A 25,863-nucleotide genomic window follows, 5' to 3' on the forward strand; every position below is an offset into this window, starting at 1 on the left:
CCGCTAGGGTACCGGGCTGGCGACCCTCGCCAGGAAGTACACCACCCCCGTGCGCCGGTCCCGCACCAGGAACAGGAAGGGCCGGTCGACGTGGAACGGGATCGGGCGGTCCGTGGTGACCATGGCGAGCCGGACCAGTACCGCGGTGGCCGCCGCACCCTCGAATCCCTGCTCGTCCACCCGGAGCACGGATTCGTGCAGTACCTCGGAGACCAGGACCCGGGCCCGGGTCATCGGGCTGAAGTCGGCACCGGGCCCGAACATCTCCCGCACCCCGAGACCGGCGAGCGCCCCGGAGAGCGAGCTCTGCGCGCGCACCTCGAACCGGGGCAGCCGCAGTTCCACCTCCCGCGGTGCCGCCTCCTCGAGGAGTGTGCCGAGCGCGGCCGGGGTGAGCCCGGCCTCGGCCTCGGCGAGCGGGCGGTCCGGGAGCAGTACCGCGGCCTCCACCTCGGCGCCCGCGGGCAGTACCGCGATCCGCCAGCCACCGGACTCGGCATAGCGCATCCGGTGGGTCAGCGCCATCGTGGGCACCTTCCCCGCTCCGCTGAACGGCCGGTCACGGGTGGCCGATTCGGTGAACGGGTTGTCCCAGGACGCCTTGAGGTACAGGGCGTTCACGATCGCGGCGATGGTGTCCGCGTCGACCGCGCCGTCCGGGATGAGCTCAGGGATCAGGCCACGGGTCGTCTCGGCGACATCCGCGTTGATCAGCTCCCGTGCCCGGCCGGGTGCGGTGCGGAACGGGGCGTGGCAGGCGGCGCTGTCCGGCCAGCCTGCGAGCCGGGAGACGAACGTGGCGGAGAGCTCCACCCGGTCCTCGGTCCACACCGTGTTCGCCAGCGCCAGCTCGGCGGATTCGGCGCGGGCGGCCACGTGCAACCGTTCGCGCAGCACGTCGAGGTCGCCGAGCAGGGCGAGCAGCTGCGCGCGGGTCTCGCCGGCGGTGGCCTCCGCGGTCATGCCGAGTGCCGAGGCGATGGACAGCGGCGAGCAGCAGGCAGGCCGCGCGGGATCGGGGGCGATCGCGCGGTGCAGGGCGAGCGCGAGCTCCAGCTGGGCGTGTTCGGTCGTGGTCATGAGAGCGGGCCTTCCGTGAGCATCACAGGACCGCCCGCGGTCCGAGGAGCACAGCGGAAGCCCGATCGGGTCAGCACGGTCATGGCTGCTCCCGGTGGAATCGCCGGTGCCAGGCGAGTGCCTGTTCGTCGGTCAGCGAGGCGACCTGGTCGAGCACCACGCGCAGCCCGTCCGCCTCGCTCCCGGCCGCCCGCAGCGCGGCGGCGTGCACCGGATCGAGCCGGTCCACCCGGTCGCGCAGTGCCGCGATCAGTTCGGCGAGCAGTTCGCGCTGCCGCCGTTGCAGGGCGAGCCTGCGCGGATCGCTCATCACGTAGCGCAGCGCCACCGCTTTGAGCAGGGCGACCTCGGCGCGCACTCCGGTGGGCACGACCAGCCCGGCCGCGTACCGGGAGAGCGGGGCCGCGCCGTGTTCGCTCCTGGTGGCCGCGACCGGGGCGGTGGCGAACCGGCCGACCAGTTCGGAGGTCAGCTGTTTCAGCGTGATGTGCGCGCGCAGGGTCCCGTCGAAGCCGTGTTTGGCGAGCTCGGCCACCGAGGGGATGGCGAGCAGTTCCTGGGCCGCGGTCTCCACCTCGGCCGGATCGATCGCGGTGTAGTTGCGCACCGCGAGCCTTGCCAGGTCGGCGCGTTCGGCGGCATCGGTGAGCGCGGACAGTTCGACCCGGCCCGCGAGCACCCCGTCCTCCACGTCGTGCACCGAATAGGCCACGTCGTCGGACCAGTCCATGACCTGTGCCTCGAGGCAGACCGCGGTCCCGGGCGCGCCCTCGCGCATCCAGGTGAACACCGGGAGGTCGTCGGCGTAGACCCCGAACTTGGCGCTGTCCGGCCCGCGCGGCCAGGGGTACTTGGTGGCCGCGTCCAGGCAGGCGCGGGTGAGGTTGAGCCCGTAGCTGCGCCCGTCCGCGCCGAGCACCTTCGGTTCGAGCCTGGTCAGGATGCGCAGGGTCTGGGCGTTCCCCTCGAACCCGCCGCAGTCCGCGCCCGCCTCGTCGAGCGCCCGCTCGCCGTTGTGCCCGAACGGCGGGTGCCCGATGTCGTGCGCGAGTCCCGCGGTGTCCACCACATCCGGGTCCGCGCCGAGGCCTTCGGCGATCTCCCTGCCGATCTGGGCGACTTCGAGCGAGTGGGTGAGCCTGGTGCGCGGGGCCGCGTGCCCCTGCCCCTCCCCCGGGCCGACGACCTGGGTCTTCCCGGCGAGCCTGCGCAGCGCGGCGCTGTGCAGCACGCGTGCCCGGTCCCGGGCGAACGGGCCGCGACCGGCGAGCTCGGCAGCGGGCAGCGCGCCGAGCTTGCCCGGCTCGGCGTAGGCGCGCTGCTCCTCGAATCGCATGCGCCCAGGATAGTGCCGGACACCGACAAGTTCCGGTTACCGTGACACCACCTGTCCCGGCGGCCCCCTTCCCGTTCGTCGTCCTGACGAGAACCGGAAGACCGAACGGAGGAGACGATTGCGGTACGCACTGTTGTTCTGCGTGGACGAGGAACTCGCCGAGGACGCGGCCGCCGAGGCGGGCTGCCGGGCCTGGACGGCCGAGATGCGCGAACGCGGGGTGCTCGGCGAGAGTGTCGGGCTGCGCCCGCCCTGCGAGGCGACGAGCATCCGGGTGCGCGAGGAGAACGCGCTGCTCACCGATGGCCCGTTCGCCGAGACTCGGGAGCAGCTGGCCGGGCTGACCGTCGTGGACTGCGCGGACCTGGACGAGGCGCTGGAGATCGCGGCCGGGCATCCGGCGGCGCGCATGGGCGTTGTCGAGATCCGCCCGCTGATTTCCGAACACTGATTTCCCGAACGCCGATTTCCGAACGAGGAGCGTGAACGATGCAGTATTTGCTGTTGGTCTGTGCGGACGCCGAGGCCGGGGCGGCGCACGCCCAGGACGGTTGCGGGGGCTGGAGCGAGGAGATGACCGAGCGCGGGGTGCTGCGTGGCGGCGGCGGGCTCCGGCCACCGAACGAGGCGAAGACGGTCCGGGTGCGCGAGGAGCAGACCCTGTACACCGATGGGCCGTTCGCCGAGACGCGAGAACAGGTCGGCGGGTTCACGCTCATCGAGTGCCCGGACATGGACACCGCGCTGGAGATCGCGGCGAAGCATCCGGCAGCCAAGTACGGCAGCATCGAGGTCCGGCCCATGTTCACCCCGTGAGCACCGCCGACGAGGCACTGGGCACCGCCTTCCGCGAGGAGTGGGGGCAGGTGCTGGCCACGCTGATCCGGGTGACCGGGGACTGGGAACTCGCCGAGGAATGCGTGCAGGAGGCCTTCGCGAAGGCGCTCGAACGCTGGCGGGCCGAGGGTGTTCCCCGGCGCCCGGGTGCCTGGCTGACCACGGCCGCGCGGAACACCGCCATCGACCGCTTGCGGCGCGCGGCCGTCGGCGCGGACAAACTCCGGGAGGTGGCCGCGATGTGGCACGAACCGGGAACCCCGGGAAGCGAGGAACACGCGGAGATCCCGGACGAGCGGCTGAAGCTGATGTTCACCTGCTGCCATCCCGCGCTCACCATGGAGGCGCGGGTGGCGCTCACCCTGCGTACCCTCGCGGGGCTGCGCCCGGCCGAGATCGCGCGCGCCTTCCTGGTCGGCGAGGCGACCATCAGCAAGCGGATCACCCGGGCCAAGCAGAAGATCAAACACGCGGGCATTCCCTACCGGGTGCCGCCGGCGCACCTGCTTCCCGAGCGCACCCCTTCGGTGCTCGCGGTGCTCTATCTGCTGTTCACCGAGGGATACGCGGCCACCGCCGGGGACGCGCTGGTGCGCAGGGAGCTGTGCGCCGAGGCCATCCGGCTGGCCAGGGTGCTCGCCCGGCTGATGCCCGGGGAACCCGAGGTGTCCGGGCTGCTCGCGCTGATGTTGCTGCACGACGCGCGCCGGGCGGCCCGGGTGGACGCCGATGGCGCGCTGGTGCTGCTCGAGGATCAGGACCGGACCCGCTGGGACGCGGCCGAGATCGAGGAGGGCACGGCACTGCTGGACGCGGCACTGCGGCAGCGCGATCCGGGCAGCTATCAGGTGCAGGCGGCGATCGCGGCCTGTCATGCCCGGGCCGCGCGCCCGGAGGACACGGACTGGGCCCAGATCGCGGCGCTATACGGCACGCTGTCCCGGCTGCACCCGGCCCCGGTGGTGGAGCTCAACCGCGCGGTGGCGGTCGGCATGGCCGAGGGACCGGCTGCCGGGCTCGCGATCGCCGATGCCCTTGCCGCTTCCGGGACGCTGTCCGGTTACCACCTGCTACCCGCGACCAGGGCGGATTTCCTGCGCCGCCTCGGCCGCACCGAAGCGGCGGCGCAGGAGTACCGTGTCGCGCTCGAGCTTGCCGGGACCGAGGCCGAGCGCGGTTATCTGCGCGGGCGGCTCACCGAGCTCGGCGGTTAGCCCCGGTCACTCGGCGCCGCAGCGTTCCAGGATGAGTTCCCGGACCCGCTTCGCGTCCGCCTGGCCCTTGGTGGCCTTCATGACCGCGCCGACGATCGCGCCCGCCGCGGCCACCTTGCCGCCGCGGATCTTCTCGGCGACATCCGGCTGCGCGGCCAGCGCCTCGTCCACGGCGGCGGTGAGCGCGGAGTCGTCGGAGACCACCTTGAGCCCGCGCGCCTCCACGACCGCGTCCGGTTCGCCTTCCCCGGCCAGGACCCCGTCCACGACCTGGCGGGCCAGTGCCGTGGTCAGTTCCCCGCCGGAGACGAGGGCGATCACCCGGGCCACGTGCTCCGGGGTGATGGGCAGTTCGGCGAGCTCGATCTCGCGGGTGTTGGCCTGCTGCAACAGGTAGGACACCCACCAGCCGCGGGCGGCCTCGGAGTCCGCGCCCGCCGCCACGGTGGCCTCGACCAGTTCCACCGCGCCCGCGCTGACCAGGTCGCGCAGTTCCTCATCGGAGAGCTTCCAGTCGGCCTGGATGCGCTTGCGGTGTTCGGCCGGTTTCTCCGGCAGCGTGGCGCGCAGCTGCTCGACCCACTCCGGCGACGGTGCGATCGGCACCAGGTCCGGCTCCGGGAAGTACCGGTAGTCCTCGCTGGTCTCCTTGCGCCGTCCCGCGGTGGTGGACCCGTCGGTCTCGTGGAAGTGCCGGGTCTCCTGGACGATCTCGCCACCCTCGGTGAGCACGGCGGCCTGGCGGCACATCTCGAACCGGACCGCGCGCTGCACCGAACGCAGTGAGTTGACGTTCTTGGTCTCGGTACGGGTACCGAAGGTCTCGGTGCCGAGCGGACGAAGCGAGACGTTCGCATCGCAGCGCATCGAACCCTGGTCCATGCGCACATCCGAGACACCGAGCGAGCGCACCAGATCGCGCAACGCCGTGACATAGGCGCGCGCCACCTCGGGGGCCCGGGCACCGGCTCCCTCGATGGGCTTGGTGACGATCTCGATCAGCGGGACCCCGGAGCGGTTGTAGTCCAGCAGTGAGTGGTCGGCACCGTGGATCCGCCCGGTCGCGCCGCCGACGTGCAGCATCTTGCCGGTGTCCTCTTCCATGTGCGCGCGCTCGATGCCGATGCGCACGACCTCGCCGTCGGAGAGCTCCACGTCGAGGTAGCCGTCGAAGCAGATCGGCTCGTCGTACTGCGAGGTCTGGAAGTTCTTCGGCTGATCGGGGTAGAAGTAGTTCTTCCGCGCGAACCGGCACCAGTCCGCGATCTCGCAGTTGAGCGCGAGCCCGATGCGGATCGCGGACTCCACCCCGGTGCCGTTGACCACGGGCAGCGAACCCGGCAGGCCGAGGCACACCGGGCACACCTGGGTGTTCGGCTCCGCCCCGAAGGCCGTCGAGCAGCCGCAGAACATCTTGGTCGCGGTGGACAGTTCCACGTGCACCTCGAGCCCGAGCACCGGGTCGAAGCGTTCCAGAACCTCGTCGTAATCCAGCAGGGTCGCCGTCACTGCCCCGACTCCTTGTCACCCCGGAGGTCCCGCACCGCGAGCGCGCCGCCGGTCAGTACCACGGCGACGGTGGCGACGGCATTGGCGAGCAGCAGTTTGTCGCCCTTGCCGCGCGCCGAGCGCACATCGTTGACCGCCTTGGCCGCGGCGAAGACCGAACTGATCAGTCCGATGAGTCCACGTGTCTTCTTCACTGTTCGCCTCCAAGTTCGGGCACTCGGTTGATCAGTGGCTCGGTCGCCGATTCGTAGGCCGCGCCGACCCGGTACATCCGCTCATCGGCCAGCGCGGGCGCCATGATCTGCAAACCGACCGGCAGACCGTCGTCCGCGCTGAGCCCGCACGGCACGCTCAGCGCCGCGGTACCCGCCAGGTTCGCCGGGATGGTGCACAGGTCGGCGAGGTACATCGCCATCGGATCGTCCACCCGCTCGCCGATCTTGAACGCCGTGGTCGGGGTGGTCGGCGAGACGAGCACGTCGACCTGTTCGTAGGCTGCGGCGAAATCGCGCGCGATCAGGGTGCGCACCTTCTGTGCCTGGCCGTAGTAGGCGTCGTAGTAGCCCGAGGACAGCGCGAAGGTGCCGAGCATGATGCGCCGCTTCACCTCGGGACCGAAACCGGCCTCCCTGGTGGCCGCCATGACCTGCTCCGCGGAGGCGCTCCCGTCGTCGCCGGTGCGCAGCCCGTACCGCATCGCGTCGAACCGCGCCAGGTTGGATGAGGCCTCGCTCGGCGCGATCAGGTAGTAGGCGGCGAGCGCGTACTGGAAGTGCGGGCAGGAGACCTCGACGACCTCGGCGCCGAGCGCGCGCAGCTGTTCCACGGCCGCGTCGAAGGCCGCGCTCACCCCGGACTGGTAGCCCTCACCGGCGAACTCCCGGACCACACCGACCCGGGTCCCCGACAGGTCGCCCTTCGCGCCCGCGCGGGCCGCCTCGACCACCTGCGGCACCGGCGCGTCGATCGAGGTCGCGTCCGCCGGATCGTGCCCGGCGATCGCCTCGTGCAGCAGCGCCGCGTCGAGCACCGTGCGCGCGCACGGCCCGCCCTGGTCCAGCGAGGAGGAGAAGGCGATCAGCCCGTAGCGGGAGACCCCGCCGTAGGTGGGCTTCGCCCCGACCGTCCCGGTCACCGCACCGGGCTGGCGGATCGAGCCGCCCGTGTCGGTGCCGATGGCCAGCGGGGCCTCGAACGCCGCGAGCGAGGCCGAGGAGCCACCGCCGGAACCGCCCGGGATGCGGTCGAGATCCCACGGGTTGCGGGTCGGCCCGTAGGCGGAGTTCTCCGTGGAGGAGCCCATCGCGAACTCGTCCATGTTGGTCTTGCCGAGGATCACCACGCCCGCGGCGCGCAGCCGGGCGGCGACCGTCGAGTCGTAGGGCGGCAGCCAGCCCTCGAGCATCTTCGAACCACAGGTGGTCGGCACGTCCCTGGTGACGAACACGTCCTTGAGCGCGAGCGGCACCCCGGCCAGCGGCGAAGCGGGGGCGGCGCCCTTGTCGAGTTCGGCGTCCACCGCTTCGGCCGCGGCGAGCGCGCCCTCGGTGTCCACGTGCAGGAAGGCGTTCACCCGGCCGTCGACCTGGGCAATGCGATCCAGGTGCGCGCGGGTGACCTGGGCCGAGGTGACCTCGCGGGAGTGGATCTTCTCGGCGAGCTCCGCCGCGGTGAGCCTGGTGAGATCGGTCACGCGTCCTCCTCGCTAGCGCTCGTCAGCCACGTGACGATGGTCGCTGTGTCCAATGGTGACCTCGCGAGCTCGATCACTGCTCCTCCCCCAGGATCCGCGGCACCCGGAACCGGCCCTGCTCGGCGGCGGGCGCGCCGGAGAGCGCCTGCTGCTGGCTCAGGCCTTCGCGCGGGGTGTCCTCGCGGAACACGTTCGTCAGCGGAACCGCGTGCGAGGTCGGCGGCACATCCGCCGCGGCGACCTCGCCCACGCTGGCCACGGAACTGAGGATCTGATCGAGCTGGCCCGCGAAGGTGTCCAACTCCTCGTCGGTCACCGCCAGCCTCGCCAGGCTTGCAAGGTGCGCGACCTCGTCGCGCGAAATACTGGGCACGCTGCCCCCACATCATCACCGGTCGGGTAAGGAACCTTCGAGCACCTCTGACAACTCCATGTCCTGCTGCGCGGGGCCAGCGCGGCGCCGGGACGGCCTCCCGTGCCGGCGGGCACGGCCAGCGTTGTCGTCAATCACCGCAGAAACCTACTGCGGCTCAATCCTCCGCCATTGCCTCGGGTGCGGGTGTCCCGCAGGACACCGCATCCACGCTGGACACCCGCTCGCGACGGACGAGAGTTCTCAGACGCACTCTGAGCAAGTCTATTGCCGCACCTCCGCTGGCCCGCGACCGGCCTTGCCGTGCTTCTGCCACAATGGTCCGCCGCGACAGCGGCGCGGGCGGCGAGGTTCCGCGCGGAAACGGTCAGGAGGCCCGTGGCGTGTCGTACCTCATCCGGGTGCAGATCCCGGACACACCGGGGACACTCGGTGCCGTGGCGAGCGCGCTCGGCACCGCAGGCGCGGACATCCTCTCCGTGGACATCGTGGAGCGCGGCGAAGGGATCGCCGTGGACGACCTCATCGTGGACCTGCCCGGCGGCAGGCTGCCCGATGTGCTGATCACCGCGGCCGAATCGATCGACGGCGTCCAGGTGGACGCGGTCCGCCCGTACGCCGGTGTGCTGGACACCCACCGCGAACTCGGCCTCGTCGAGAACATCGCGGCGCACCCGAAGACCGGTTTCGAGCTGCTCGCCGACGGAGTGCCGAGGATCGTGCGAGCCGGCTGGGCGCTGCTCGTGCGGGCCACCCCGGACGGACCGAAGCGGGTCGCGGCGAGCACCGCGGCTCCCGAGACCCCCGCGGCCGAACTGCCCTGGCTGCCGCTGCCCAAGGCGCGGGTGCTCGAGGCCGAGGCCGACTGGGTTCCCGAGACCTGGCAGGAACTCGGCACCGAACTGGCGGCCACCCCGCTCGGCAAACCCGAGCTGGCGCTGTTGATCGGGCGCCCCGGCGGCCCCGCGTTCCGCACCGCGGAGGTGGCCAGGCTGGCGCATCTGGCCGGAATCGTGTCGATGGTGCTCGAGGACTGAAAGCTCACGCCTTGTTCAGATAGGCGAGCACCGCCAGCACCCGGCGGTTGTTGTCGTCGTCATCGGTGATGCCGAGCTTGCCGAACAGCGCGGTGGTGTACTTGCTGATCGCGCTGTCACTGAGGAACAACCGTCTGGCGATGGCCTGATTGGACAGTCCCTCGGCCATCAGGGCGAGCACGGAGTGCTCGCGTTCGGTGAGCCGTTCGATGCGGCGGTCCGTGGAACCACTGGCGAGCAGTTTCGCGATCACCTCGGGGTCCATCGCGGTGCCCCCGCCCGCGACCCGTTCCAGCGCGTCGATGAACTGTTCGGCCTCGAACACGCTCTCCTTCAGGAAGTAGCCGATTCCCCCGGAACCGTCGGCGAGCAGTTCGCGCGCGTACAGCTGTTCGACGTGCTGGGAAAGGATCAGCACCGGAAGCCCCGGCCGGGCGCGGCGGGCCGCCAGTGCCGCGCGCAGTCCCTCGTCCGACTGGTCCGGTGGCATGCGGACATCCACGACCGCGACGTCCGGCTGATGGGTCAGCAGGGTCTCGAGTGTTTCCGGTCCGGTGCCCGCGGTGGCCACGACCTCGTGCCCGTACGCCTCGATGAGCCGCACCATGCCGTCCCGGAGCAGGTAGAGATCCTCGGCTACGACGATGCGCACGGCAGCACCATCCTCACGCGGGTCGGTCCGCCTTCCGGGCTGGTGATTTCGCAACGGCCGTCGAAGACCGCGAGGCGGCGGCGTAGCCCCGCGAGTCCGCCCCCTTCGCGCATCGTAGCGCCACCGCGGCCGTCGTCGGTGACCTCGGCGATCACCCCGGTGTCGTCCCGCACGAGCGAGATCTCCACGAGGCTCGCCGCGGCGTGTTTGACCGCGTTGGTCACCAGCTCGGCGATCCCGAAGTACAGGGCCGACTCGATCGGCGGGTCCAGGCGGCTTTCGAGGTTCCCGCTGACGGTCACCTCGAGCGGACTGTCCAGGGCGAAGGCGCGGACGGCGTCGAGGAGTCCGCGCTCGTTCAGCAGCGGCGGGTTGATCCCCTTGATCAGCTCGCGCAGCTCGCTCAGCGAGGTGGCGGCACCGGAGCGCGCGTCCCGCAGCATCGCCCTGGCGCGTTCGGGATCGGTCTCCATCAGTTTCTCGGCGGTCGCCAGCGACATGCCGAGCGCGACGAGCCGGGCCTGTGCCCCGTCGTGCAGATCCCGTTCGATCCGGCGGATCTCGGCGGCCTGGGCGACGGTGGTGTCCGCGCGCTGTGCGGTCAGTTCCGCGACCCGGTCGGCCATCGCCATCGCGGGCGAGGCGCGCAGAAAACGCCGTGTCACCGGACCGAGCGGGCGCCAGGCATAGGGTGCACCGGCGATCGCCACGACCATGCCGATCGCCCCGATGCCGGGCGAGAGCGCGGCGAATCCGAGGACCGCGCAGGCGATCCCGGCCAGTGGCAGTGCCGCGGGCACTCCGATGGCGAACACGGCGATCCCGGTGAACCGCAGATCCCGCCAGTTCGCCGGATCACGCCAGCGGATCCGCATCGCCTGGTCCTGCTTGGCCTCCTTGCTGGTGCGGGAATAGGAGTACCCGTTCCACCAGTAGCCGGTGGACAACTGGGTCACCGGTCCGGGCTCCCGGTATCCGCCGGGGAGCACGGTCGCGGTCCAGCGCGCCGCGAGGTGCCGTGTCATCCGGCAGACCGGGCGGACCAGCGCGAGGGTGCCGATCGCGGCCCACAGCAACGGCGCGATCCAGGACCACGGACCGCCTCCCCACCACCAGAACCAGATCCCCACCGCGGCGGCCCAGACGGCCGGAACCAGCATGCTGACGCCGAACACGGCGCAGGATCGCCAGAACCCCACCCCCGCACTGGCCATCCAGGACACCAGGCCTCGCATCATCTCTCCCTCTCCGGTACGGCTCGCATGTTTCCCACTGTGCACCGCGGCGGGCCCGATTCCCCGCACTTCGGCGCAGGAGTGGGCCTACCCCCACCCCGCTGTGCGTTCAGGCCCATACCGGCCGGGCCGCGCGCTGCCTAACTTCGATGCCATGACGATCACCGATTCCCGTGACCGCACGCTTCCCGGCGCACCGCCGCAGCGCTTGTGGTTCGCCGACAATCTGCGGATCCTGCTGACCTCGCTGGTGGTGCTGCATCATCTCGCGGTCACCTACAGCGGGCTCCCGCTCTGGTACTACACGGAGAATCCGGGCAGTGCGGGCACGCAGACCGGCTTCATGACCTTCCTGCTCGTCGACCAGGCCTGGTTCATGGGCGCCTTCTTCCTGCTGTCCGGGTATTTCACGCCCGGATCGTACGACCGCAAAGGACCACGCGCGTTTCTGCGTGACCGGCTGATCCGGCTCGGCATTCCGCTGCTGGTGTTCTATTTCGTACTCAATCCGCTCCTGTCCCTCGGCCGCTATCACGGCGATACGCCGCTCGAGGATTATCCGCACACGATCGGCAGCGGACCGCTGTGGTTCGTGTTGGCACTGCTCGTGTTCGACGCCGGTTACGCCCTCTTCCGGCACCTGACCCGGAACCGCGGAGCGCGGACCCTGCGGCCGCTCACCGTCCCGATGGTGGCCGGATTCGTGGCGATACTTGCCCTGCTGACCTATGTGCTGCGGATCGTGCTGCCGATCGGTTCCTGGGTCCCGGTCGTCGATTTCCCCACGAGCGCCTATCTTCCGCAGTACCTCGGCTTTTTCGCCATGGGGACCGTGGCCTACCGCAACGGCTGGTTCCGGGCGATCACCGCGCGGATGGGCTGGACCGGGCTCGGTATGGCACTCGGCGCCTCGGCGGTGTTCCTTCCACTCGCCCTTTCCGCCGGAACCGAGGCGACGAACGGGCGCGGCACGCTGAGCTCACTGTGCTACGCGCTGTGGGACTCCACCTTCGCGGTGGGTGTGGCGCTGGCCTTACTGGCCCTGTTCCGCCACACCTTCGATGCCCAGGGCCGGTTCGGCCGGTATCTGTCCGGGCACGCGTTCACCGTCTACGTGATCCACGCCTTCCTGGTGACCGCGGCCGGGTACGCGCTCAGCGCACTGGACCTGCCCGCACTGGCGAAGTTCGCGATCGGCGCGGTGCTGGTGCTCCCGGCCTGTTTCCTGCTCGCCGGCCCGATCCGGCGCCTGCCCGGCATCCGCCGGGTGCTCTGACCCGACCCGAAAACCTTACCGGAGAAACGACAATGACCACCGATCACGCGACCGAAACCGCCCGCTTCGATCAGTCCGGTGCCCGGCGGGCGTTCCGCACCGTGCGGTTCCTCCTCGCCGCCTATGCCGCGCTCAGTGCCGCCGTACTGCTCACGGTCGTCATCCTCGCCCTCACCGGGAACCCGGTGACCTCGTTCGTCTGGGGCCGTTCCGGCGGGGTGCTGGCCAGCGCCGCGGTGACCTACTGGCTGGCCGTGCGCGCCGCGCGGGGCGCCCGCTGGGCCTATCGGCGGGTGCGCGTCCTCACCGTCGTGGTGCCGATCGCGATCCTGGCCATCGACCTGATCCCGGGCGCCCTTCCACCGTGGTTCATCGCGTTGCAGGCGGTCTGTGCCCTCGCCGTGGCCGCTGCCGCGTTCCCCGCCAACGGCCCGGTGCTGCGTGCCGCCTTCGGCCGCGACACTCACCGAACCGGGGCGGGTTCCGCGCGGTAGACGTGCAGCAGCACCGAAGGAATGGGCCGCCAATCCCGCTCGGGGACGTGGCTGAACCCGATCCGGTCGTAGAGCCGGTGCGCGGCGTGCATGTATTCCGCGCTGGACAGCACGAGCGCGTCCAGGCCCTGCTCACCGGCGCGGCGCAGCGCGTGCCGCACCAGGGCCTCACCGATCCCGCGGCCCCGGGCGGCCGGGGTCACGCCGAGCATCCGGAGATCCGCTTCCCCCGGCCCGGCGATCTCGGCGTAGGAGCTGCCCGCAGAGTTCGCTGAAGGCCCAGCGCAGTAGGTCGCGGTGCCGAGCAGGGTCCCGTCCGCCTCGGCCGCCACGTACAGTTCCGCCGCGCGTGCCCGGTCCGCGGCGTCGAGGAGCACCGCGGCGTAGTCCGCCTCCGGCGCGTCGAATCCGTCCGCGGCATAGGCTTCGAGGGTCAGTTCCCCGACCGCCGGGTACTCCGCGGGTTCGGCGAGCCGGATCGAATAGTCAGCCAACCGGGAGCTCCTTCCGATAGGTGCGCAGCCGCGCCCAGGGCACCGGGCACCAGTCCCGTTCCGGGGTGCGGAGGAACCCGAGCCGTTCGTAGAGCCGGTGCGCGGCGGTCATCTCCTCCGCGGTGGACAGCACCACCGCGGAGGCCGCGTCCCGCGCGGCCCGGTCGAGTACCGCGCGCACCAGTGCCTCCCCGACACCCCGGCCACGTGCGCCCGGAACCACGGCGAGCATCCGGAATTCGGCCTCGCCCGGTTCGGCCCGCTGCGCGCACGCGGAGCCGTACACGCAATAGGTGACCGTGCCGAGCAGTTCCCCTTCCGTGCCGGCGGCGACGAGCAGTCCGGCATCGTGCGCGCGCCCGGCCGCGTCGAGCAGCCGCGCGTTGTAGGGCGAGTCCTCGGCCTCGAGGCCATCGCCGACGTACACATTCCTGGTCAGTTCGCCGACCGCCGGGTATTCCCCGGGTTCGGCGAGCCGGATCGAATAGTCAGCCATCCTCGGGCTCGATCACCATGCCCTCGGCGGCCTCCGGTCCCTGTTCGAGCAGGACGGCGAACCCGTCCTCGTCCAGTACCGGCACCTTGAGCTGCACCGCCTTGTCGTACTTGCTGCCCGCGGACTCACCGGCCACCAGGAAGGCGGTCTTCTTGGACACCGAACCCGCCGCCTTGCCGCCGCGCGCGGTGATCAGTTCCTTGGCCTCGTCGCGCGAGTAGCGCTCCAGCGAACCGGTCACCACGATGGAGAGGCCCTCGAGGGTGCGCGGCACCGAGTCGTCGCGTTCCTCGGCCATCCGGACCCCTGCGGCGCGCCATTTCTCCACGACCTCGCGATGCCAGTCGACGCCGAACCATTCGCGCACCGCGGCGGCGATGGTGGGGCCGACCCCGTCGACGGCGGCGAGCCCTTCCTCATCGGCGGCGTCGATCGCGTCGATGGAGCCGAATTCCCTGGCGAGCGCCTGCGCCGCGGTGGGTCCGACGTGCCGGATGGACAGCGAGACCAGCACCCTCCACAGTGGACGGTCGCGGGCGTTCGCGAGGTTGGCGAGCAGCTTGTGCCCGTTCGCGGAGAGCACGCCCTCCTTGGTACGGAACAGTTCCACGCCCAGCAGATCGTCCTCGGTCAGCCCGAAAACATCGCCCTCGTCGGCCAGCACCCCGGAGTTCAGCAGCGCGGCCGCGGCCTCGTAGCCGAGCACCTCGATGTCGAATCCGCCGCGCCCGGCGAGGTGGAACAGCCGCTCGCGCAGTTGCGCGGGACAGGAGCGGGCGTTCGGGCAGCGGATGTCGATATCGCCTTCCTTCTGTTGCGCCAGAAGGGTTCCGCATTCCGGACAGGTCACCGGCATCACGAAGGCGCGCTCGTGTCCGGTGCGCGCCTCGGTGACCGGGCCGAGCACCTCGGGGATCACATCGCCCGCCTTGCGGATCACCACCCGGTCGCCGATCAGCACCCCCTTGCGCTCCACCTCGGAGGCGTTGTGCAGGGTGGCCATCGCGACCGTGGAACCGGCCACCTTCACCGGCTCCATCACCGCGAACGGGGTGACCCGCCCGGTCCTGCCGACGTTGACCTGGATGTCCTGCAGGGTGGTCGTGGCCTCCTCCGGCGGGTACTTGTAGGCGATCGCCCAGCGCGGGGTGCGGGAGGTGGAGCCGAGGCGGCGCTGCTCGGCGAGATCGTCGACCTTGATCACGATCCCGTCGATCTCGTGCACCGCGTCGTGCCGGTGCTCGCCCCAGTACTCGATCTTGTCGACGATCTCGCGCAGTGAACCGAGGATCGTGGTGTGTTCGGAGACCGGAAGGCCCCAGGCGGCGAGCGCGTCGTAGGCCTCGGACTGGCGCGCCGGGTCGAAGCCCTCGCGGCGGCCGAATCCGTGGCAGATCATCCGCAGCCGCCTGCTCGCGGTGACCCTCGGGTCCTTCTGCCGCAGCGAACCGGCCGCGGTGTTGCGCGGGTTCGCGAACGGTTCCTTGCCCGCCTCCACGAGCTTCGCGTTCAGCTCGGCGAAGTCCTCCACCCGGAAGAACACCTCGCCGCGGACCTCGATCAGCTCCGGGACGGGGAACCGGTCGCTCGGGGTGAGCGTGTCCGGTACATCGGCCAGGGTGCGCACGTTCAGCGTGACGTCCTCACCGGTGCGCCCGTCTCCCCTGGTCAGAGCCTTGGTGAGGGCGCCGTTCTCGTAGCGGAGGTTGATCGCGAGACCGTCGATCTTGAGCTCGCACAGGAAGTGCGGCTCGCTCGTGGTGGTCTCCTTGGTGACCCGCTCGTACCAGGCGGTCAGCTCCTCGGTGTCGAACGCGTTGTCCAGGGACAACATGCGTTCGAGGTGGTCGACGGCGACGAACTCGGTCGAGTAGGTGCCGACCTGCTGGGTCGGCGAGTCCGCGCTGATCAGTCCCGGATGCTCCGCCTCGAGGTTCTCCAGCTCGCGGAACAGCGTGTCGAATTCGCCGTCGGAGATGGTGGGCGCGTCCCGCACGTAGTAGCGGAACCGGTGCCCGTTGATCTCCTCGGCGAGCGCGCTGTGCCGCTCACGGACCTCCGCGGGCACATCCTCGACGCCCTCGGCGACCGGTTGGTTCTCGCTGATCGACTCCTCGCTCACGGCCAAGAGCTTAGTGCGTCCCCCCGACAGTTTCCGGCGCGCCGCGGCGCAGCCGCACGAGATCGCTCACCAGGGCGTCGAACACGAGGCGGTGTTCCTCCTCGAGGTCCCGCGCGCCTTCGCGCAGCGCCTCGACATCCGGATCCGTTCCGGAGGCCAGCGCAGCCCGCACCGGGGTGAGCGCCTCGGCCAGCGCCTCGTCCCGTTGCCCGGGAAGCGCCAGCGCGAGCGCGCCCACGTAGAGCCCGGATGCGGCCTCGTCGGCCTCGTCCAGTTCGGTGGCCCCGGACCGGGCGCTCGCCCCGCCGCTGGGCTCGGTGGCGAGCAGGTTCGCCTTCGCCAGCGCCGCGCGGCGGAACCGGACGGCCTGCTCCTGGCGCGGCACACCGGCGCCCCGCAGCACCCCGGCGACCGTGCCGAACAGCTCCTCGAACGCCGCGCACAGTTCGGCGAACCGCTCCGCCGGGCTCGGTTTGCGCACCCCGGGGACCGCGAGGAAACCGAAAGCCAGCCCGATCGCGCAGGCCAGTGCGATCAGGATCAGGTACTCGAGCAGTTCGGCGAGCGGATCCGCGCGCAGCCGCGAGGCGTTCATGGTCACGCTCATCAGCACGATGCAGGCGTTGAACACGACCGGTTTCGTGGTCATCATCGACATGCCGACGAGCGCCGCGAGCAGCGCGAGCGGGAGCAGCAGTGCGGGTGGCAGCAGCCAGACCGCGAGCGCCAGCACCGCGGCACCGATCAGTGCGCCGAGAACCCGCTGCCCGACCTTGGTGAGGCTGTCCCGCCATTCCGGCTGCATGATCGAGACGGTGGTCATCAGCAGGGCGATGGTGAGCGGGTCCCCCGGCCGGAAATGCGCGAGCACCAGGGCGAGCGCGATCCCGAGGGCACAGCGCACCGCGTGCCGCATGCGCACCGACTGCCAGGAAAGCGCGCCCTCGAGTTCACCGCCGAGCACCCGGGCACGCAGTTCGCGGGGCAGCTCGATCCGCGACCGGTCCCGGCCGAGTGCGGCCGCCCGGATCCCGTCGAGCGATTCGTGCATGATCCCCAGCCATTGCCCGGTGCGGCCCGGGAGGTCGTCCGGGATCACCCGGCGCGGCTCGGTCCCCGGTTCGACCGGCTGCTTCGGGCGCACCAGTTCGGCGAGCTCCCGCGCTTCCTCCTCCGCGGAGCGCACCTCGGCGGCGAGCCGTTCGTCCTCGAGCACCGCCTGCCTACCGTCGAGCACTCCCTCGGCCGCGCGGTAGCGCATGGCCTGGCCGAGCGCCATCGCCGTCCAGCGCACCGGCCGCCCGGTGAACCACTGCCGCCACGCCGTTCCCGCGGCTTCGCGGTCACCGAGCAGCGCGTCCGCGATCGCCGCGCGGATCGGCTTGTCCGGGTCCCCGATCCCGGCGGCCAGCCGGATCAGGGTGACCACCGCGATCGCGAGCGCGGGCGCGGCGAGCACCTGCCACCAGCTCGCCGAACCGGTCATCCGGAAGCCGTAACCGAACACCGCGGCCATGGTGAGCCCGACCCCGGCCATGAGGTAGCGCTGGCCGAGCACCGGGATCAGTCCGCCCACGAACACGATCACCGTGACCAGCGCGATCGCCGCGGGTTCGCTCACCTCGCCGAGTAGCCGCGGCACTCCGGCGCCGAACACGAACAGCGGGGCGAACCAGGCGAGCATGCGCAGATCGGCGGACAGCGAACCACCGAAGGCCGCCATCATCGCGAACATCCCACAGATGGCGGCCAGCACCATCGCCGGTCCGAGTCCGATGAGGTAACCGAGCCCGGCCAGGCCCCCGCAGACCACGAGTATCTGCACCGGCATGGCCAAGGCTTTCACGAGGTTCCCCTTCCGCAGCGTGGATTCCGCGCAGACTCTACGTGACCGGCCCGGGGCACGCGGTCAGCGACGTTCGGCGAGGTCGTCCACGAGTTCGCGCAGCGCCCGCAGGGTGATCGCGCCCCGCGGTTCGGTCAGCGCGGTCTCCACCCGGCCCAGGTACTCGGCCGCGCGCCGTTCGCCGAGGGTGGCCTCGAGCGGGAGGAAGGTCATGTTCGCCCGGCTCGCTTCGGAGAGCTCGCCGAGCAGCGGATGGTGCACGGCGACATCCACGACGCCCTCGGTCTCGTCGATCAGGGCCGCGATGCGCACATCGGCGAGCGCGATGCGGTGCGCCCCGATGTTCACCGTGACCCCGTCCGGGTCCGGTACCGGCGGCACATGATCGTGGTACTCCCACACATGGTCGTCCGGGGGCGCGGCCGCCTTCCACGCGTCGGTATAGGGGCGCAGCGCGGGATCCTCCTTGCCGGTGAGCACCAGCGCGTACATCGCGCGCTGCCCCTGCTCCACCGCGAAATCCAGGTTCGGGTGCAGTTCCGCGACCACCTCGCACAGCACGTTCTCGAACCGTCCCGGCCGCCCGTCCCCGAGCGCGGCACTCACCTCGGGCTGCAACAGTTCCCAGCGCCGCCAGAACCGAGCGGCGAGCGGCGTGACGTCCGGTTCCGGGACATCCTGTCCCGGTTGCCGCGCGTCCCTGCCGAGCCTCCGATTCCACCAGCGCATGACGGTGATTCTCGCACCTGCGGCGCGGCATCCCCGGCCGTACGCATTAGCCTGGAAAAATCGGCACAGTTGTTCACTTGTATTGAACGGTCAGGAGCGAGCTCGTGGAGACACTGCGGATCCGCACGGTGCGCACCAAGGCGGGCTATTCGGTGCGCGGGCTCGCGGGCACTGCCGGGATCTCCCCCGGACTGCTCAGCCAGGTCGAGCGCGGCCTCACCGAGCCGAGCCTGGACACCCTGCGCCGGATCGCCAAGGCCCTCGAGGTCCCGTTGTTCTCCCTGTTCGAGGAGCAGGAGAACAGCGTGGCCGTGGTGCGCGCCCCGCGCCGGGCGCTGGTGCAGTCCCCGCACAGCGGCATCCGGTACACCAGGATCTCCCCCGGTTTCGGCAAACTCGAGGTTCTGGAGGGCACGCTCGAACCGGGCGGATGTTCCTCCGCGCGGCCGTGGAGCCACCCCTCCGAGGAGTGCGTGCTGCTCGTCGAGGGCCGGATCGTGGTCGAGGTGGACGGGCGGCGGCACGAGCTCGCCGAAGGGGACAGTGCGAGCTTCGACTCCCGGTTGCCGCACCGCTATCTCAACGAGACCGCGGAACCCGCCCGGTTCGTACTCTCGGTGACTCCGCCGAGTTACTGATCCGCACCGTTGACACTCCGCCCGATGCCGTCGATACTCGTCCACTGTTCAATGTGAACGAACACCCACCGACGACGATGGGCGGCGGTATGACGGCGAAGGAGCCGGAGCAGGACGGGCAGCTGCGGCGCAGTCTCAGTGCGCGCCAGCTCGCGATGATCGGGATCGGCGGCGCGGTCGGCACCGGGCTCTTCCTCGGTTCGAGCCTCGCGATCAGCCAGGCCGGGCCCGCCACGATCATCGCCTACCTCGTCTGCGGTGCGGTCGCACTGATCATCGCCTGGGCCCTGGCCGAGATGATCGTCGTGCACCCGGTCGCCGGTTCCTTCGGCGTGCTCGCCCACTCCTATCTGGGCCGCCTGCCGGGATTCGTGGTGCGCTGGACCTACTGGGCCGTGCAGTGCATCGCGATCGGCGGTGAGGTCGTCGCGGCCGGGATCTATCTGCGCTTCTGGTGGCCGCAACTGCCGCTGTGGCTGCCGACGGTCGTGTTCGCGGTGGCCATCATCGCGGTGAACGCGCGGGCGGTCGGCATCTTCGGCAGCCTCGAGTACTGGTTCTCCATGATCAAGGTCAGCGCGATCGTGGTGTTCATCCTGCTTGGCCTGGTGCTGATCTTCTTCGGCCTGCCGGGCAAACCCGCGACCGGGTTCGACAATCTCGTGACACACGGCGGATTCCTGCCGAACGGGATCGGCGGGCTGCTGCTGGCCATGGTGTTCGCGATCTTCAGCTTCGTCGGCACCGAGGTCGTCTCGGTGACCGCGGCCGAGGCCCGCGATCCGGTGCGCGACATCCCGCGCGCGGCCCGCACGATGCTGCTGCGGCTGTCCCTGTTCTATCTACTGGCGATCACCATCGTGCTCGCGGTGGTGCCCTGGACGAAGACCGCGCAGGGCGGCGACGACATCGCGGTGAGCCCGTTCGTCTCGGTGTTCGCCGCGGCCGGGATCCCCGCGGCGGCAACGATCATGAACTTCGTGGTGCTCACCGCGGCGCTCTCCTCGGCGAACGCGAACCTGTACCTGACCACCCGCATGCTGCATTCCCTGGCCGAGCACCGGTACGCGCCCGCGTTCACCGGAAAGCTGAACCGCTCCGGTGCGCCCGCACGCGCGCTGGTGCTCAGCACCATCGGACTGGCCATCGCCGGGGTCTGTTCCTTCGCCTTCCCGGACACCGCCTATGTCGGGCTGTACGGCATTTCCATTTTCGGCATGCTCGTGGTGTGGCTGCTCATTCTCGCCACCCATCTGCGGTTCCGCAGGGTGCGCGCGCGGCACGGGCTGCCGCCCTCCCCGGTGCGATTGCGCGGCGCACCGGTCACCACGATCCTCGCTTTCCTTTTCCTGGCCGGGATTCTGGTGTCCACCGGATTCATCGAGGGGCTCAGCTGGTCCTGGAAGGCCGGGCTGCCATTCTTTCTCGTCCTGATCATCGGTTTCGTCATCGCGGAGAAACGGGGCGGATTCCGGGAACGACACGATCCGCTCGCCGCGGAACTGGCGGCGCGTCAATCGAAACGAAAGGAAAACCTTGACTGAGACCAGCCCGGCAGTGTTCCGCGGGAATTTCCCGATGCTCGCCGATACCGTGCACCTGGCCAGCTGCAGCCAGGGCGCCCGCTCGACCCGGCTGGACGAGGCGATGCGGGAGATGCTCGACTCGATGCGCGAGCACGCTGCCCCGTGGGGCATCTGGATGGGCGAGGTGGAGCGCGCCCGGTCCGGTTTCGCCGCGCTGATCGGCGCGGCGCCCGAGGAGATCGCGATCGTGCCGAACGCCTCGGTCGGGGCCTACCAGGTGGCGTCCACGCTGTCCCTGCGGGAGCGCCCGGAACTGCTCACCTGGGAGCTGGAGTTCCCCTCCATCGCCCAGGTATGGCTCGGCCAGCGGGATCGCGGGGCCGAAGTCACCCATCTGCCCGCCACGGATGCCCGGCTGCGCACCGAGGAGGTCGCCGCCGCGGTTTCCGGGCGCACCGCACTGGTCTCGGTGCCACTGGTCAGCTACGCGAACGGGGCCCGCGCCGAGGTCGCCGAGGTCACCGGGCTGGCCAGGGAAGCGGGGGCGCGCAGTTTCGTGGACGCCTATCAGGCCGCAGGCGTGGTGGACATCGACGTTCGGCGGCTCGGCTGCGACTACCTCGTCGCGGGCGCGCTGAAATACCTGCTCGGCCTGCCCGGCTTCGCGTTCCTCTATGTGCGCGGCGGGATCGAGGACCAGCGGACACCGAGCCTCACCGGGTGGTTCGGCAGGCGCGATCCGTTCGCCTTCGATCCACACGAACTGGATTTTCCTTGCGAGGCAAGGCGTTTCGAGACCGGAACCCCGGCGATCCCGGCCGCGTACGCCGCGCGGGCCGGATTGGAACTGCTCTCCGGTCTCGACATCGCCGCGGTGGAGCGGCACATCGGCGGGCTCGTCCAGGACACCGCGGAGCGGCTGAACGAACTCGGCTACCGCTTTTACCGTCCCGCGGCCGAATTCGCCACCGGGCCGATGCTCGCGGTGTACGTCGAGGATCCCGAGCACGCCGCCGGATGGCTGGCGCAGCGGCGGATCGTGGTGAGCGCGCGCGGTTCGGTGATCCGGCTTTCCTTCCACTACTACAACACCGCCGAGGACGTGGCCGCCGCCTGCGCCGCGCTCGCCGAGTATCGCGGTCCCTAAGCCCAGGATTCCGGCGGTTCGGTGAACGCGGCGGCCAGTTCGGTGCAGCGGCGCAGGATCGCGGGTGCCTCCGCGGGCCGGGCACCCGCGAGCCCGCAGCTCGGTGTCACCACGCAACGCTCGGCCAGCAGCGCGCGGTCGAACCCGAGCCGGTCGACCAGTTCCAGCGCCGGGGCCGCCAGTGAACGCAGTTCTCCGCCCTGGCCGGTACTCGGCACCAGTCCGAGCAGCAGGGCGAGGCCGTCCTCGATGGCCTCACCCAGCGCGTCCGAGACGGTGGCCGAGGCCTTCGCGAATCCGGTGACATCCAGGGCCAGCGCGTCCGCCCCCGCCTTGTGCAGCATCGCGATCGGTACGGCCAGATCCCCGGAAAGCGGGGCGCAGCAGTGCACGATCACCGGATTCCCGGTCGCGGCGCGCGCCGCCTCCAGTACCTCGGTGAGCAGGGCGCGCACCTCCGGCTCGGCAACCGCGGGAAGCTTGCCGTAGCCCGAGGGCGTGGCCAGCCCGCCGATCAGCACGAACGGCAGGCTCGGTTCGTCGAGCTGCACGAAAACCTCGGCCTCGGTGCGCCGCACGACCTCGGCGATGTGCGCGCGCATCCCCTCGATCAGCGAGGCGGTGAACTCGCGCAGCGCCCCGTGATCGGTGAGCACCCGCTGCCCCCTCGGCAACTCGATGCCCGCGGTGAGCGTCCACGGACCGGCGAGCTGCACCTTCACCTGGCGCGGCGAACCCGCCAGCTCGTGCACCGTGTCCAGATCGCGTTCCAGCAAATCCAGGCCACGGCGGGTGTCCCGGCCCGGCCGCGCCGTCACCCGGTAGCCGCTCGGCACCACCTCCGTCGGCAGATCCACCAGTATCGCCGCGGTGCGCCCGATCAGGTCCGCGCCGACCCCGCGCGCCGGGAGCTCCGGAACATGCGGCAACTCCAGCTCACCGAAAACGGTGCGCACCGCCTCCGCCACCTCGGTGCCCGGCATCGAGCCGATCCCGGTCGCGCCCGCTTTGATCAGGTTCTCAGTCACGATGCCTACCGTAACGCTGCACCGAGCAGAGGCTGTGCGCGGCAAAAGCGCTAGCGGTGCAGCTCATTTTCGGTACCCGTTCACTGGGCGGGCTACGCACTCCCAGCAACACCTTCAACCACGCGAAGTAGTCACCAGAACTCTGTGTAACAAGGCTCAAGATCACTTCGATTGAATGTTCAACCGCATCACCGAGTACGCACGCGCCGCTCCCCGGTCCGTGTCTCTTCGTTCCCGTCGAAAGGACAACGATGTCCGCTTCAACTGGCTACCCCGTCACGCCTTCATCCGGTTCGCCGACCCGACCGCGCGGCAACGGGATCGGTGTCACTGCCCTCGTCCTCGGCATCCTCGCCGTGGTGTTGTCGTGGTTACCGGTCGTCGGATTCGTGCTCGCGGTCCTCGCCCTGATTTTCGGCATCATCGGCATCTTCAACTCTCACAAGGGCATGAGCATCGCGGGAACGGCTACTGGCGCGGTCGCGCTGATCGCGGCGATCGTCGTCACCGCCGCCATCGGCAATGTGCTCGAACAGCAACAACGCTCTACCGGAACGAATCCGACGACAGCACCGGCCGCACCCGTTCAGAACACGGCACCGACCGCGCCTGAAACCACCACTCCACCGGTAATGCCTACCGCCGCCGATTTCCAGATCGGGCTCAAGACCACATCAAAGCAGTGCTTCGGCAGCGCCGGATGCAGTGTCGTCGTGCAACCGGAGCTCACCTACACCGGAGCCGACTCAGCGATATTCGACACCCAGACGTGCGATATCACCTACCGGATCACCGGCGACAGCTCCGGACCGATGATCGAAACGGCGAATGGTACCGGAGGGATGAGCTACTCGGTCTCGCCCTCATCGCTGTCCACCGCCTCGAATTCGACCGTGGTCCACGCCGAGATACAAGACGTGACCTGCCAGTGACGCTCATCGGCAGGCAGCTCGCTCTCCTTCTGCTCCTCGGGATGGTGCTCGCCGGATGCACCAGCTTCCGACCACCCGGTACCAGCGATACCCGGCCGTCTCCAGCCATTCCGTCGGCAACCACGATGTCTTCCGTTCCGGCGGTACCGACACTCGCGGTGCCGACCGGTCTGATCGGCACCAGCATGAGTGCCGCAAAGCCCGCCTTGACCAAGGCAGGGTTCACCCACATCGTTGTCGCCGGAGGCCATGGGATCACCGAGGGCACGAAAGTCACCGAAGTCACGCACGCGGGCGAGACTGTCCCGCCCGACACCAAGATCGTGCTCACCGGAGCGGCCGCGCCCACCCCGGCCAAGACACTCGTTCCGACCAACAACGGCACACACAGGACCGCACCGACCATCGGAGCTGACTGCCGTCCCGGCGACGAGAAGGACTACCGCGTTTGCGCCGGGCACAAAGCATGGGTCGACGGACAACTCGAATACGCCAACTGCCTGGATTCCGGTGGAAGCTGGGACATCCCCGATCAGTCATGTACCCGCCCTCGCGCTCACTGACGGGACGGACAGGGGCCACACCAACAGCAGAGGCTGTGCGCGGCAAAAGCGCTAGCGGTGCAGCTCGGTGGTGCGCGCCATGTGCGAGAGCTTTTCCGGATTGCGCACCGCGTAGAGCCCGGTGACCAGGCCACCGGTGATACCGACCGCGAGCACGGTGTCGATCTCGCCGTCCCGCCACAGGACCAGGGCCGGGTGGCCGTTGACCTGGGTCGGCCGCAGGGTCACCGCATCGGAGAGCCTGCCGAGCCCGGTGCTCAGCAGGCGGGCCACCTTGTCGGACCCGGTGACGGGGTGCTGGATGGCCTGCCTGATCCCGCCGCCGTCGCCGAGGAGTACGACATCCGGGGCCAGGATGTCGAGCAGGCCCTGCAGGTCCCCGGTTTCGGTCGCCCGGGTGAACGCGTCGAATGCGGCGCGGGTGTCGGCGGCGGACACGGTCGTGCGCGGGCGGCGGGCGGTGACGTGTTCCCGGGCCCGGTGGGCGATCTGGCGCACGGCCGCGGCGCTTTTGCCCACGGCTTCGGCGATTTCCTCGTATCCGAGGGCGAACACCTCGCGCAGCACGAACACCGCGCGCTCGGTCGGCGCGAGTGTTTCCAGCACCAGCAGCATCGCCATGGACACGCTCTCGGCCAGCTCGGCGTCCTCGGCGACATCGGGCGCGGTCAGCAGCGGCTCGGGCAGCCAGGGGCCGACGTAGGACTCCTTGCGGCGGCCCAGGGTGCGCAACCGCAGGAGCGCCTGGCGGGTGGTGATCCGGACGAGGTACGCGCGCTGGTCCCGCACGGTGCCGAGGTCCACATTCACCCAGCGCAGCCAGGTCTCCTGCACGACGTCCTCGGCGTCGGCCGCGGAGCCCAGCATCTCGTAGGCGACGGTGAACAGCAGCTTCCGGTGGGTGAGGAACACCGAGGTCGCGGTGTCCCCGGATTGCTGGTTCTCGGTCATGGAAGGGCTCCTGTTCGGTCACTGCTGGGTACTCACCCGACACCGGAGGCGGCGCGGTTGTGACACCCGGGCCACATGGTGTACGTCACCCGGCCGCCTTGTCACGCGCAGCGGCGCACCGGCATCTCGTGGTCGTCCAGTACGACAGCACGATGGAGGAAAGACCATGAACGCCCGATTCGACATGTTCGGTAACGAGATCGCCGCGCGGTTCACCAAGCGGTTCGTCAGCGCCAGCCAGGTGATCGACCAGTCACCGCTGCCGAAGGTCACCAGGGAGCTGGTTTCCTTGCGGGCCAGCCAGATCAACGGCTGCGGCTTCTGCACCGACATGCACACCAAGGATGCCGCGGCCGAGGGTGTCCCCGCGGTCCGGCTGAACCTCGTCGCCGCCTGGCGGGAGGCGACCGTGTTCAGCGAGGCCGAGCGCGCCGCGCTGGCCTTCACCGAGGAGGGCACCCGGCTCGCCGACGCCCATCACGGTGTGTCCGACGAGACCTGGGCCCAGGTGCGCGAGCACTACGACGACGACCAGATCGCCGCGCTGATCTGCCTGCTCGCGCTGATCAACGCGGCCAACCGGCTCAACGTGATCGTGCGGACCCCGGCGGGTTCCTACGAGCCGGGGATGTTCGCCGCCGCGGCCGGCTGACCA

Annotated in this window: 27 protein-coding genes; 12 read left to right on the forward strand and 15 right to left on the reverse strand. The window is 70.3% G+C overall.

What is annotated here, in order from left to right:
• Positions 1–3: 3 nt before the first annotated feature.
• Entirely contained in the window at positions 4–1,080 is a 1,077-nt protein-coding gene (locus AD72_RS05145; RefSeq protein ID WP_031465226.1) for a serpin family protein, read from the reverse strand.
• A gap of 79 nt (positions 1,081–1,159) precedes the next feature.
• On the reverse strand, positions 1,160–2,416 hold the full coding sequence (locus AD72_RS05150) for a deoxyguanosinetriphosphate triphosphohydrolase (protein WP_031465227.1): 1,257 nt from the start codon (positions 2,414–2,416) through the stop codon (positions 1,160–1,162).
• A 118-nt stretch (positions 2,417–2,534) separates the two neighbouring features.
• Here AD72_RS05150 and AD72_RS05155 point away from each other — a divergent pair, with 118 nt between their 5' ends.
• Genes AD72_RS05155 through AD72_RS05165 form a run of 3 tightly spaced genes read left to right on the forward strand, consistent with a single transcriptional unit; the run spans position 2,535 to position 4,467 of the window.
• Positions 2,535–2,867: a YciI family protein gene (locus AD72_RS05155; RefSeq protein WP_031465228.1), complete on the forward strand. Its 333-nt coding sequence runs from the start codon at positions 2,535–2,537 to the stop codon at positions 2,865–2,867.
• A gap of 38 nt (positions 2,868–2,905) precedes the next feature.
• Positions 2,906–3,232 (forward strand): YciI family protein, encoded by a 327-nt coding sequence (locus AD72_RS05160; RefSeq protein ID WP_031465229.1) that lies wholly within the window; start codon positions 2,906–2,908, stop codon positions 3,230–3,232.
• Positions 3,229–4,467, forward strand: a complete 1,239-nt coding sequence (locus tag AD72_RS05165; protein ID WP_031465230.1) for an RNA polymerase sigma factor — start codon at positions 3,229–3,231, stop codon at positions 4,465–4,467. The genes AD72_RS05160 and AD72_RS05165 overlap by 4 nt, the downstream gene beginning before the upstream one ends.
• Before the next feature lie 6 nt (positions 4,468–4,473).
• Here the strand turns inward: AD72_RS05165 and gatB are convergent, their stop codons facing one another.
• The 4 genes from gatB to gatC all read right to left on the reverse strand — a co-directional run bounded on the left by gatB (position 4,474) and on the right by gatC (position 8,042).
• Positions 4,474–5,976, reverse strand: coding sequence for an Asp-tRNA(Asn)/Glu-tRNA(Gln) amidotransferase subunit GatB (gene gatB, locus AD72_RS05170; RefSeq protein WP_031465231.1), 1,503 nt, complete (start codon positions 5,974–5,976; stop codon positions 4,474–4,476).
• Positions 5,973–6,170, reverse strand: coding sequence for a hypothetical protein (locus AD72_RS05175; RefSeq protein WP_031465232.1), 198 nt, complete (start codon positions 6,168–6,170; stop codon positions 5,973–5,975). Before AD72_RS05175 ends, gatB begins: the two co-directional genes overlap by 4 nt.
• Entirely contained in the window at positions 6,167–7,669 is a 1,503-nt protein-coding gene (gene gatA / locus AD72_RS05180; RefSeq protein ID WP_031465233.1) for an Asp-tRNA(Asn)/Glu-tRNA(Gln) amidotransferase subunit GatA, read from the reverse strand. The genes AD72_RS05175 and gatA overlap by 4 nt, the downstream gene beginning before the upstream one ends.
• Before the next feature lie 73 nt (positions 7,670–7,742).
• Positions 7,743–8,042, reverse strand: coding sequence for an Asp-tRNA(Asn)/Glu-tRNA(Gln) amidotransferase subunit GatC (gene gatC / locus AD72_RS05185; RefSeq protein WP_031465234.1), 300 nt, complete (start codon positions 8,040–8,042; stop codon positions 7,743–7,745).
• 383 nt (positions 8,043–8,425) lie between these two features.
• On the opposite strand from gatC, the gene AD72_RS05190 reads away from it, so the two are divergent.
• Complete coding sequence (locus AD72_RS05190; RefSeq protein WP_031465235.1) at positions 8,426–9,079, forward strand: ACT domain-containing protein; 654 nt, start codon at positions 8,426–8,428, stop codon at positions 9,077–9,079.
• Between the two features lie 4 nt (positions 9,080–9,083).
• On the opposite strand, the gene AD72_RS05195 is transcribed toward AD72_RS05190, so the two are convergent.
• Both AD72_RS05195 and AD72_RS05200 read right to left on the reverse strand, forming a co-directional pair.
• Positions 9,084–9,731, reverse strand: a complete 648-nt coding sequence (locus AD72_RS05195; RefSeq protein ID WP_031465236.1) for a response regulator transcription factor — start codon at positions 9,729–9,731, stop codon at positions 9,084–9,086.
• The gene (locus AD72_RS05200; protein ID WP_031465237.1) at positions 9,716–10,966 is read right to left on the reverse strand and encodes a sensor histidine kinase; all 1,251 of its coding nucleotides are present in this window, start codon (positions 10,964–10,966) and stop codon (positions 9,716–9,718) included. The genes AD72_RS05195 and AD72_RS05200 overlap by 16 nt, the downstream gene beginning before the upstream one ends.
• Before the next feature lie 154 nt (positions 10,967–11,120).
• Between AD72_RS05200 and AD72_RS05205 the strand changes: the two genes are divergently transcribed.
• Positions 11,121–12,242: an acyltransferase family protein gene (locus tag AD72_RS05205; protein ID WP_031465238.1), complete on the forward strand. Its 1,122-nt coding sequence runs from the start codon at positions 11,121–11,123 to the stop codon at positions 12,240–12,242.
• A gap of 32 nt (positions 12,243–12,274) precedes the next feature.
• On the forward strand, positions 12,275–12,736 hold the full coding sequence (locus AD72_RS05210; protein ID WP_037344898.1) for a hypothetical protein: 462 nt from the start codon (positions 12,275–12,277) through the stop codon (positions 12,734–12,736).
• Here AD72_RS05210 and AD72_RS05215 read toward each other — a convergent pair.
• The 5 genes from AD72_RS05215 to AD72_RS05235 form a co-directional block, all read right to left on the reverse strand.
• The gene (locus AD72_RS05215; protein WP_031465240.1) at positions 12,706–13,230 is read right to left on the reverse strand and encodes a GNAT family N-acetyltransferase; all 525 of its coding nucleotides are present in this window, start codon (positions 13,228–13,230) and stop codon (positions 12,706–12,708) included. The genes AD72_RS05210 and AD72_RS05215 overlap by 31 nt on opposite strands.
• Positions 13,223–13,726 (reverse strand): GNAT family N-acetyltransferase, encoded by a 504-nt coding sequence (locus AD72_RS05220; protein WP_031465241.1) that lies wholly within the window; start codon positions 13,724–13,726, stop codon positions 13,223–13,225. Before AD72_RS05220 ends, AD72_RS05215 begins: the two co-directional genes overlap by 8 nt.
• Positions 13,719–15,848 carry an NAD-dependent DNA ligase LigA gene (gene ligA, locus AD72_RS05225; RefSeq protein WP_031465242.1) on the reverse strand — a complete coding sequence of 710 codons (2,130 nt, stop codon included), beginning with the start codon at positions 15,846–15,848 and terminating at the stop codon, positions 13,719–13,721. The genes AD72_RS05220 and ligA overlap by 8 nt, the downstream gene beginning before the upstream one ends.
• 10 nt (positions 15,849–15,858) lie before the next feature.
• Positions 15,859–17,694 carry an FUSC family protein gene (locus AD72_RS05230; RefSeq protein ID WP_031465243.1) on the reverse strand — a complete coding sequence of 612 codons (1,836 nt, stop codon included), beginning with the start codon at positions 17,692–17,694 and terminating at the stop codon, positions 15,859–15,861.
• Between the two features lie 63 nt (positions 17,695–17,757).
• Complete coding sequence (locus AD72_RS05235; protein ID WP_031465244.1) at positions 17,758–18,423, reverse strand: hypothetical protein; 666 nt, start codon at positions 18,421–18,423, stop codon at positions 17,758–17,760.
• A gap of 104 nt (positions 18,424–18,527) precedes the next feature.
• Between AD72_RS05235 and AD72_RS05240 the strand changes: the two genes are divergently transcribed.
• From AD72_RS05240 to AD72_RS05250, 3 genes are all read left to right on the forward strand, one after another.
• A complete protein-coding gene (locus AD72_RS05240; RefSeq protein ID WP_031465245.1) occupies positions 18,528–19,061 on the forward strand; it encodes a helix-turn-helix domain-containing protein in 534 nt (177 codons plus the stop codon).
• A gap of 89 nt (positions 19,062–19,150) precedes the next feature.
• The gene (locus AD72_RS05245) at positions 19,151–20,605 is read left to right on the forward strand and encodes an amino acid permease (protein ID WP_063890710.1); all 1,455 of its coding nucleotides are present in this window, start codon (positions 19,151–19,153) and stop codon (positions 20,603–20,605) included.
• Positions 20,598–21,734: an aminotransferase class V-fold PLP-dependent enzyme gene (locus AD72_RS05250; RefSeq protein ID WP_031465247.1), complete on the forward strand. Its 1,137-nt coding sequence runs from the start codon at positions 20,598–20,600 to the stop codon at positions 21,732–21,734. The genes AD72_RS05245 and AD72_RS05250 overlap by 8 nt, the downstream gene beginning before the upstream one ends.
• Here AD72_RS05250 and AD72_RS05255 read toward each other — a convergent pair.
• Positions 21,731–22,762, reverse strand: coding sequence for a methionine synthase (locus AD72_RS05255; RefSeq protein ID WP_031465248.1), 1,032 nt, complete (start codon positions 22,760–22,762; stop codon positions 21,731–21,733). The genes AD72_RS05250 and AD72_RS05255 overlap by 4 nt on opposite strands.
• A 251-nt stretch (positions 22,763–23,013) precedes the next feature.
• Here AD72_RS05255 and AD72_RS05260 point away from each other — a divergent pair, with 251 nt between their 5' ends.
• Both AD72_RS05260 and AD72_RS05265 read left to right on the forward strand, forming a co-directional pair.
• Complete coding sequence (locus AD72_RS05260; protein ID WP_055731190.1) at positions 23,014–23,694, forward strand: hypothetical protein; 681 nt, start codon at positions 23,014–23,016, stop codon at positions 23,692–23,694.
• Positions 23,691–24,257 carry a PASTA domain-containing protein gene (locus AD72_RS05265; protein WP_031465250.1) on the forward strand — a complete coding sequence of 189 codons (567 nt, stop codon included), beginning with the start codon at positions 23,691–23,693 and terminating at the stop codon, positions 24,255–24,257. The genes AD72_RS05260 and AD72_RS05265 overlap by 4 nt, the downstream gene beginning before the upstream one ends.
• 51 nt (positions 24,258–24,308) lie before the next feature.
• Here AD72_RS05265 and AD72_RS05270 read toward each other — a convergent pair whose 3' ends face one another.
• Positions 24,309–25,208 (reverse strand): RNA polymerase sigma-70 factor, encoded by a 900-nt coding sequence (locus AD72_RS05270; RefSeq protein WP_031465251.1) that lies wholly within the window; start codon positions 25,206–25,208, stop codon positions 24,309–24,311.
• A gap of 166 nt (positions 25,209–25,374) precedes the next feature.
• Between AD72_RS05270 and AD72_RS05275 the strand changes: the two genes are divergently transcribed.
• Entirely contained in the window at positions 25,375–25,860 is a 486-nt protein-coding gene (locus tag AD72_RS05275; protein WP_031465252.1) for a carboxymuconolactone decarboxylase family protein, read from the forward strand.
• The last annotated feature ends 3 nt before the right edge of the window (positions 25,861–25,863 follow it).

The organism is Sciscionella sediminilitoris (assembly GCF_000737195.2).
Taxonomy (GTDB): Bacteria; Actinomycetota; Actinomycetes; order Mycobacteriales; family Pseudonocardiaceae; genus Sciscionella; species Sciscionella sediminilitoris.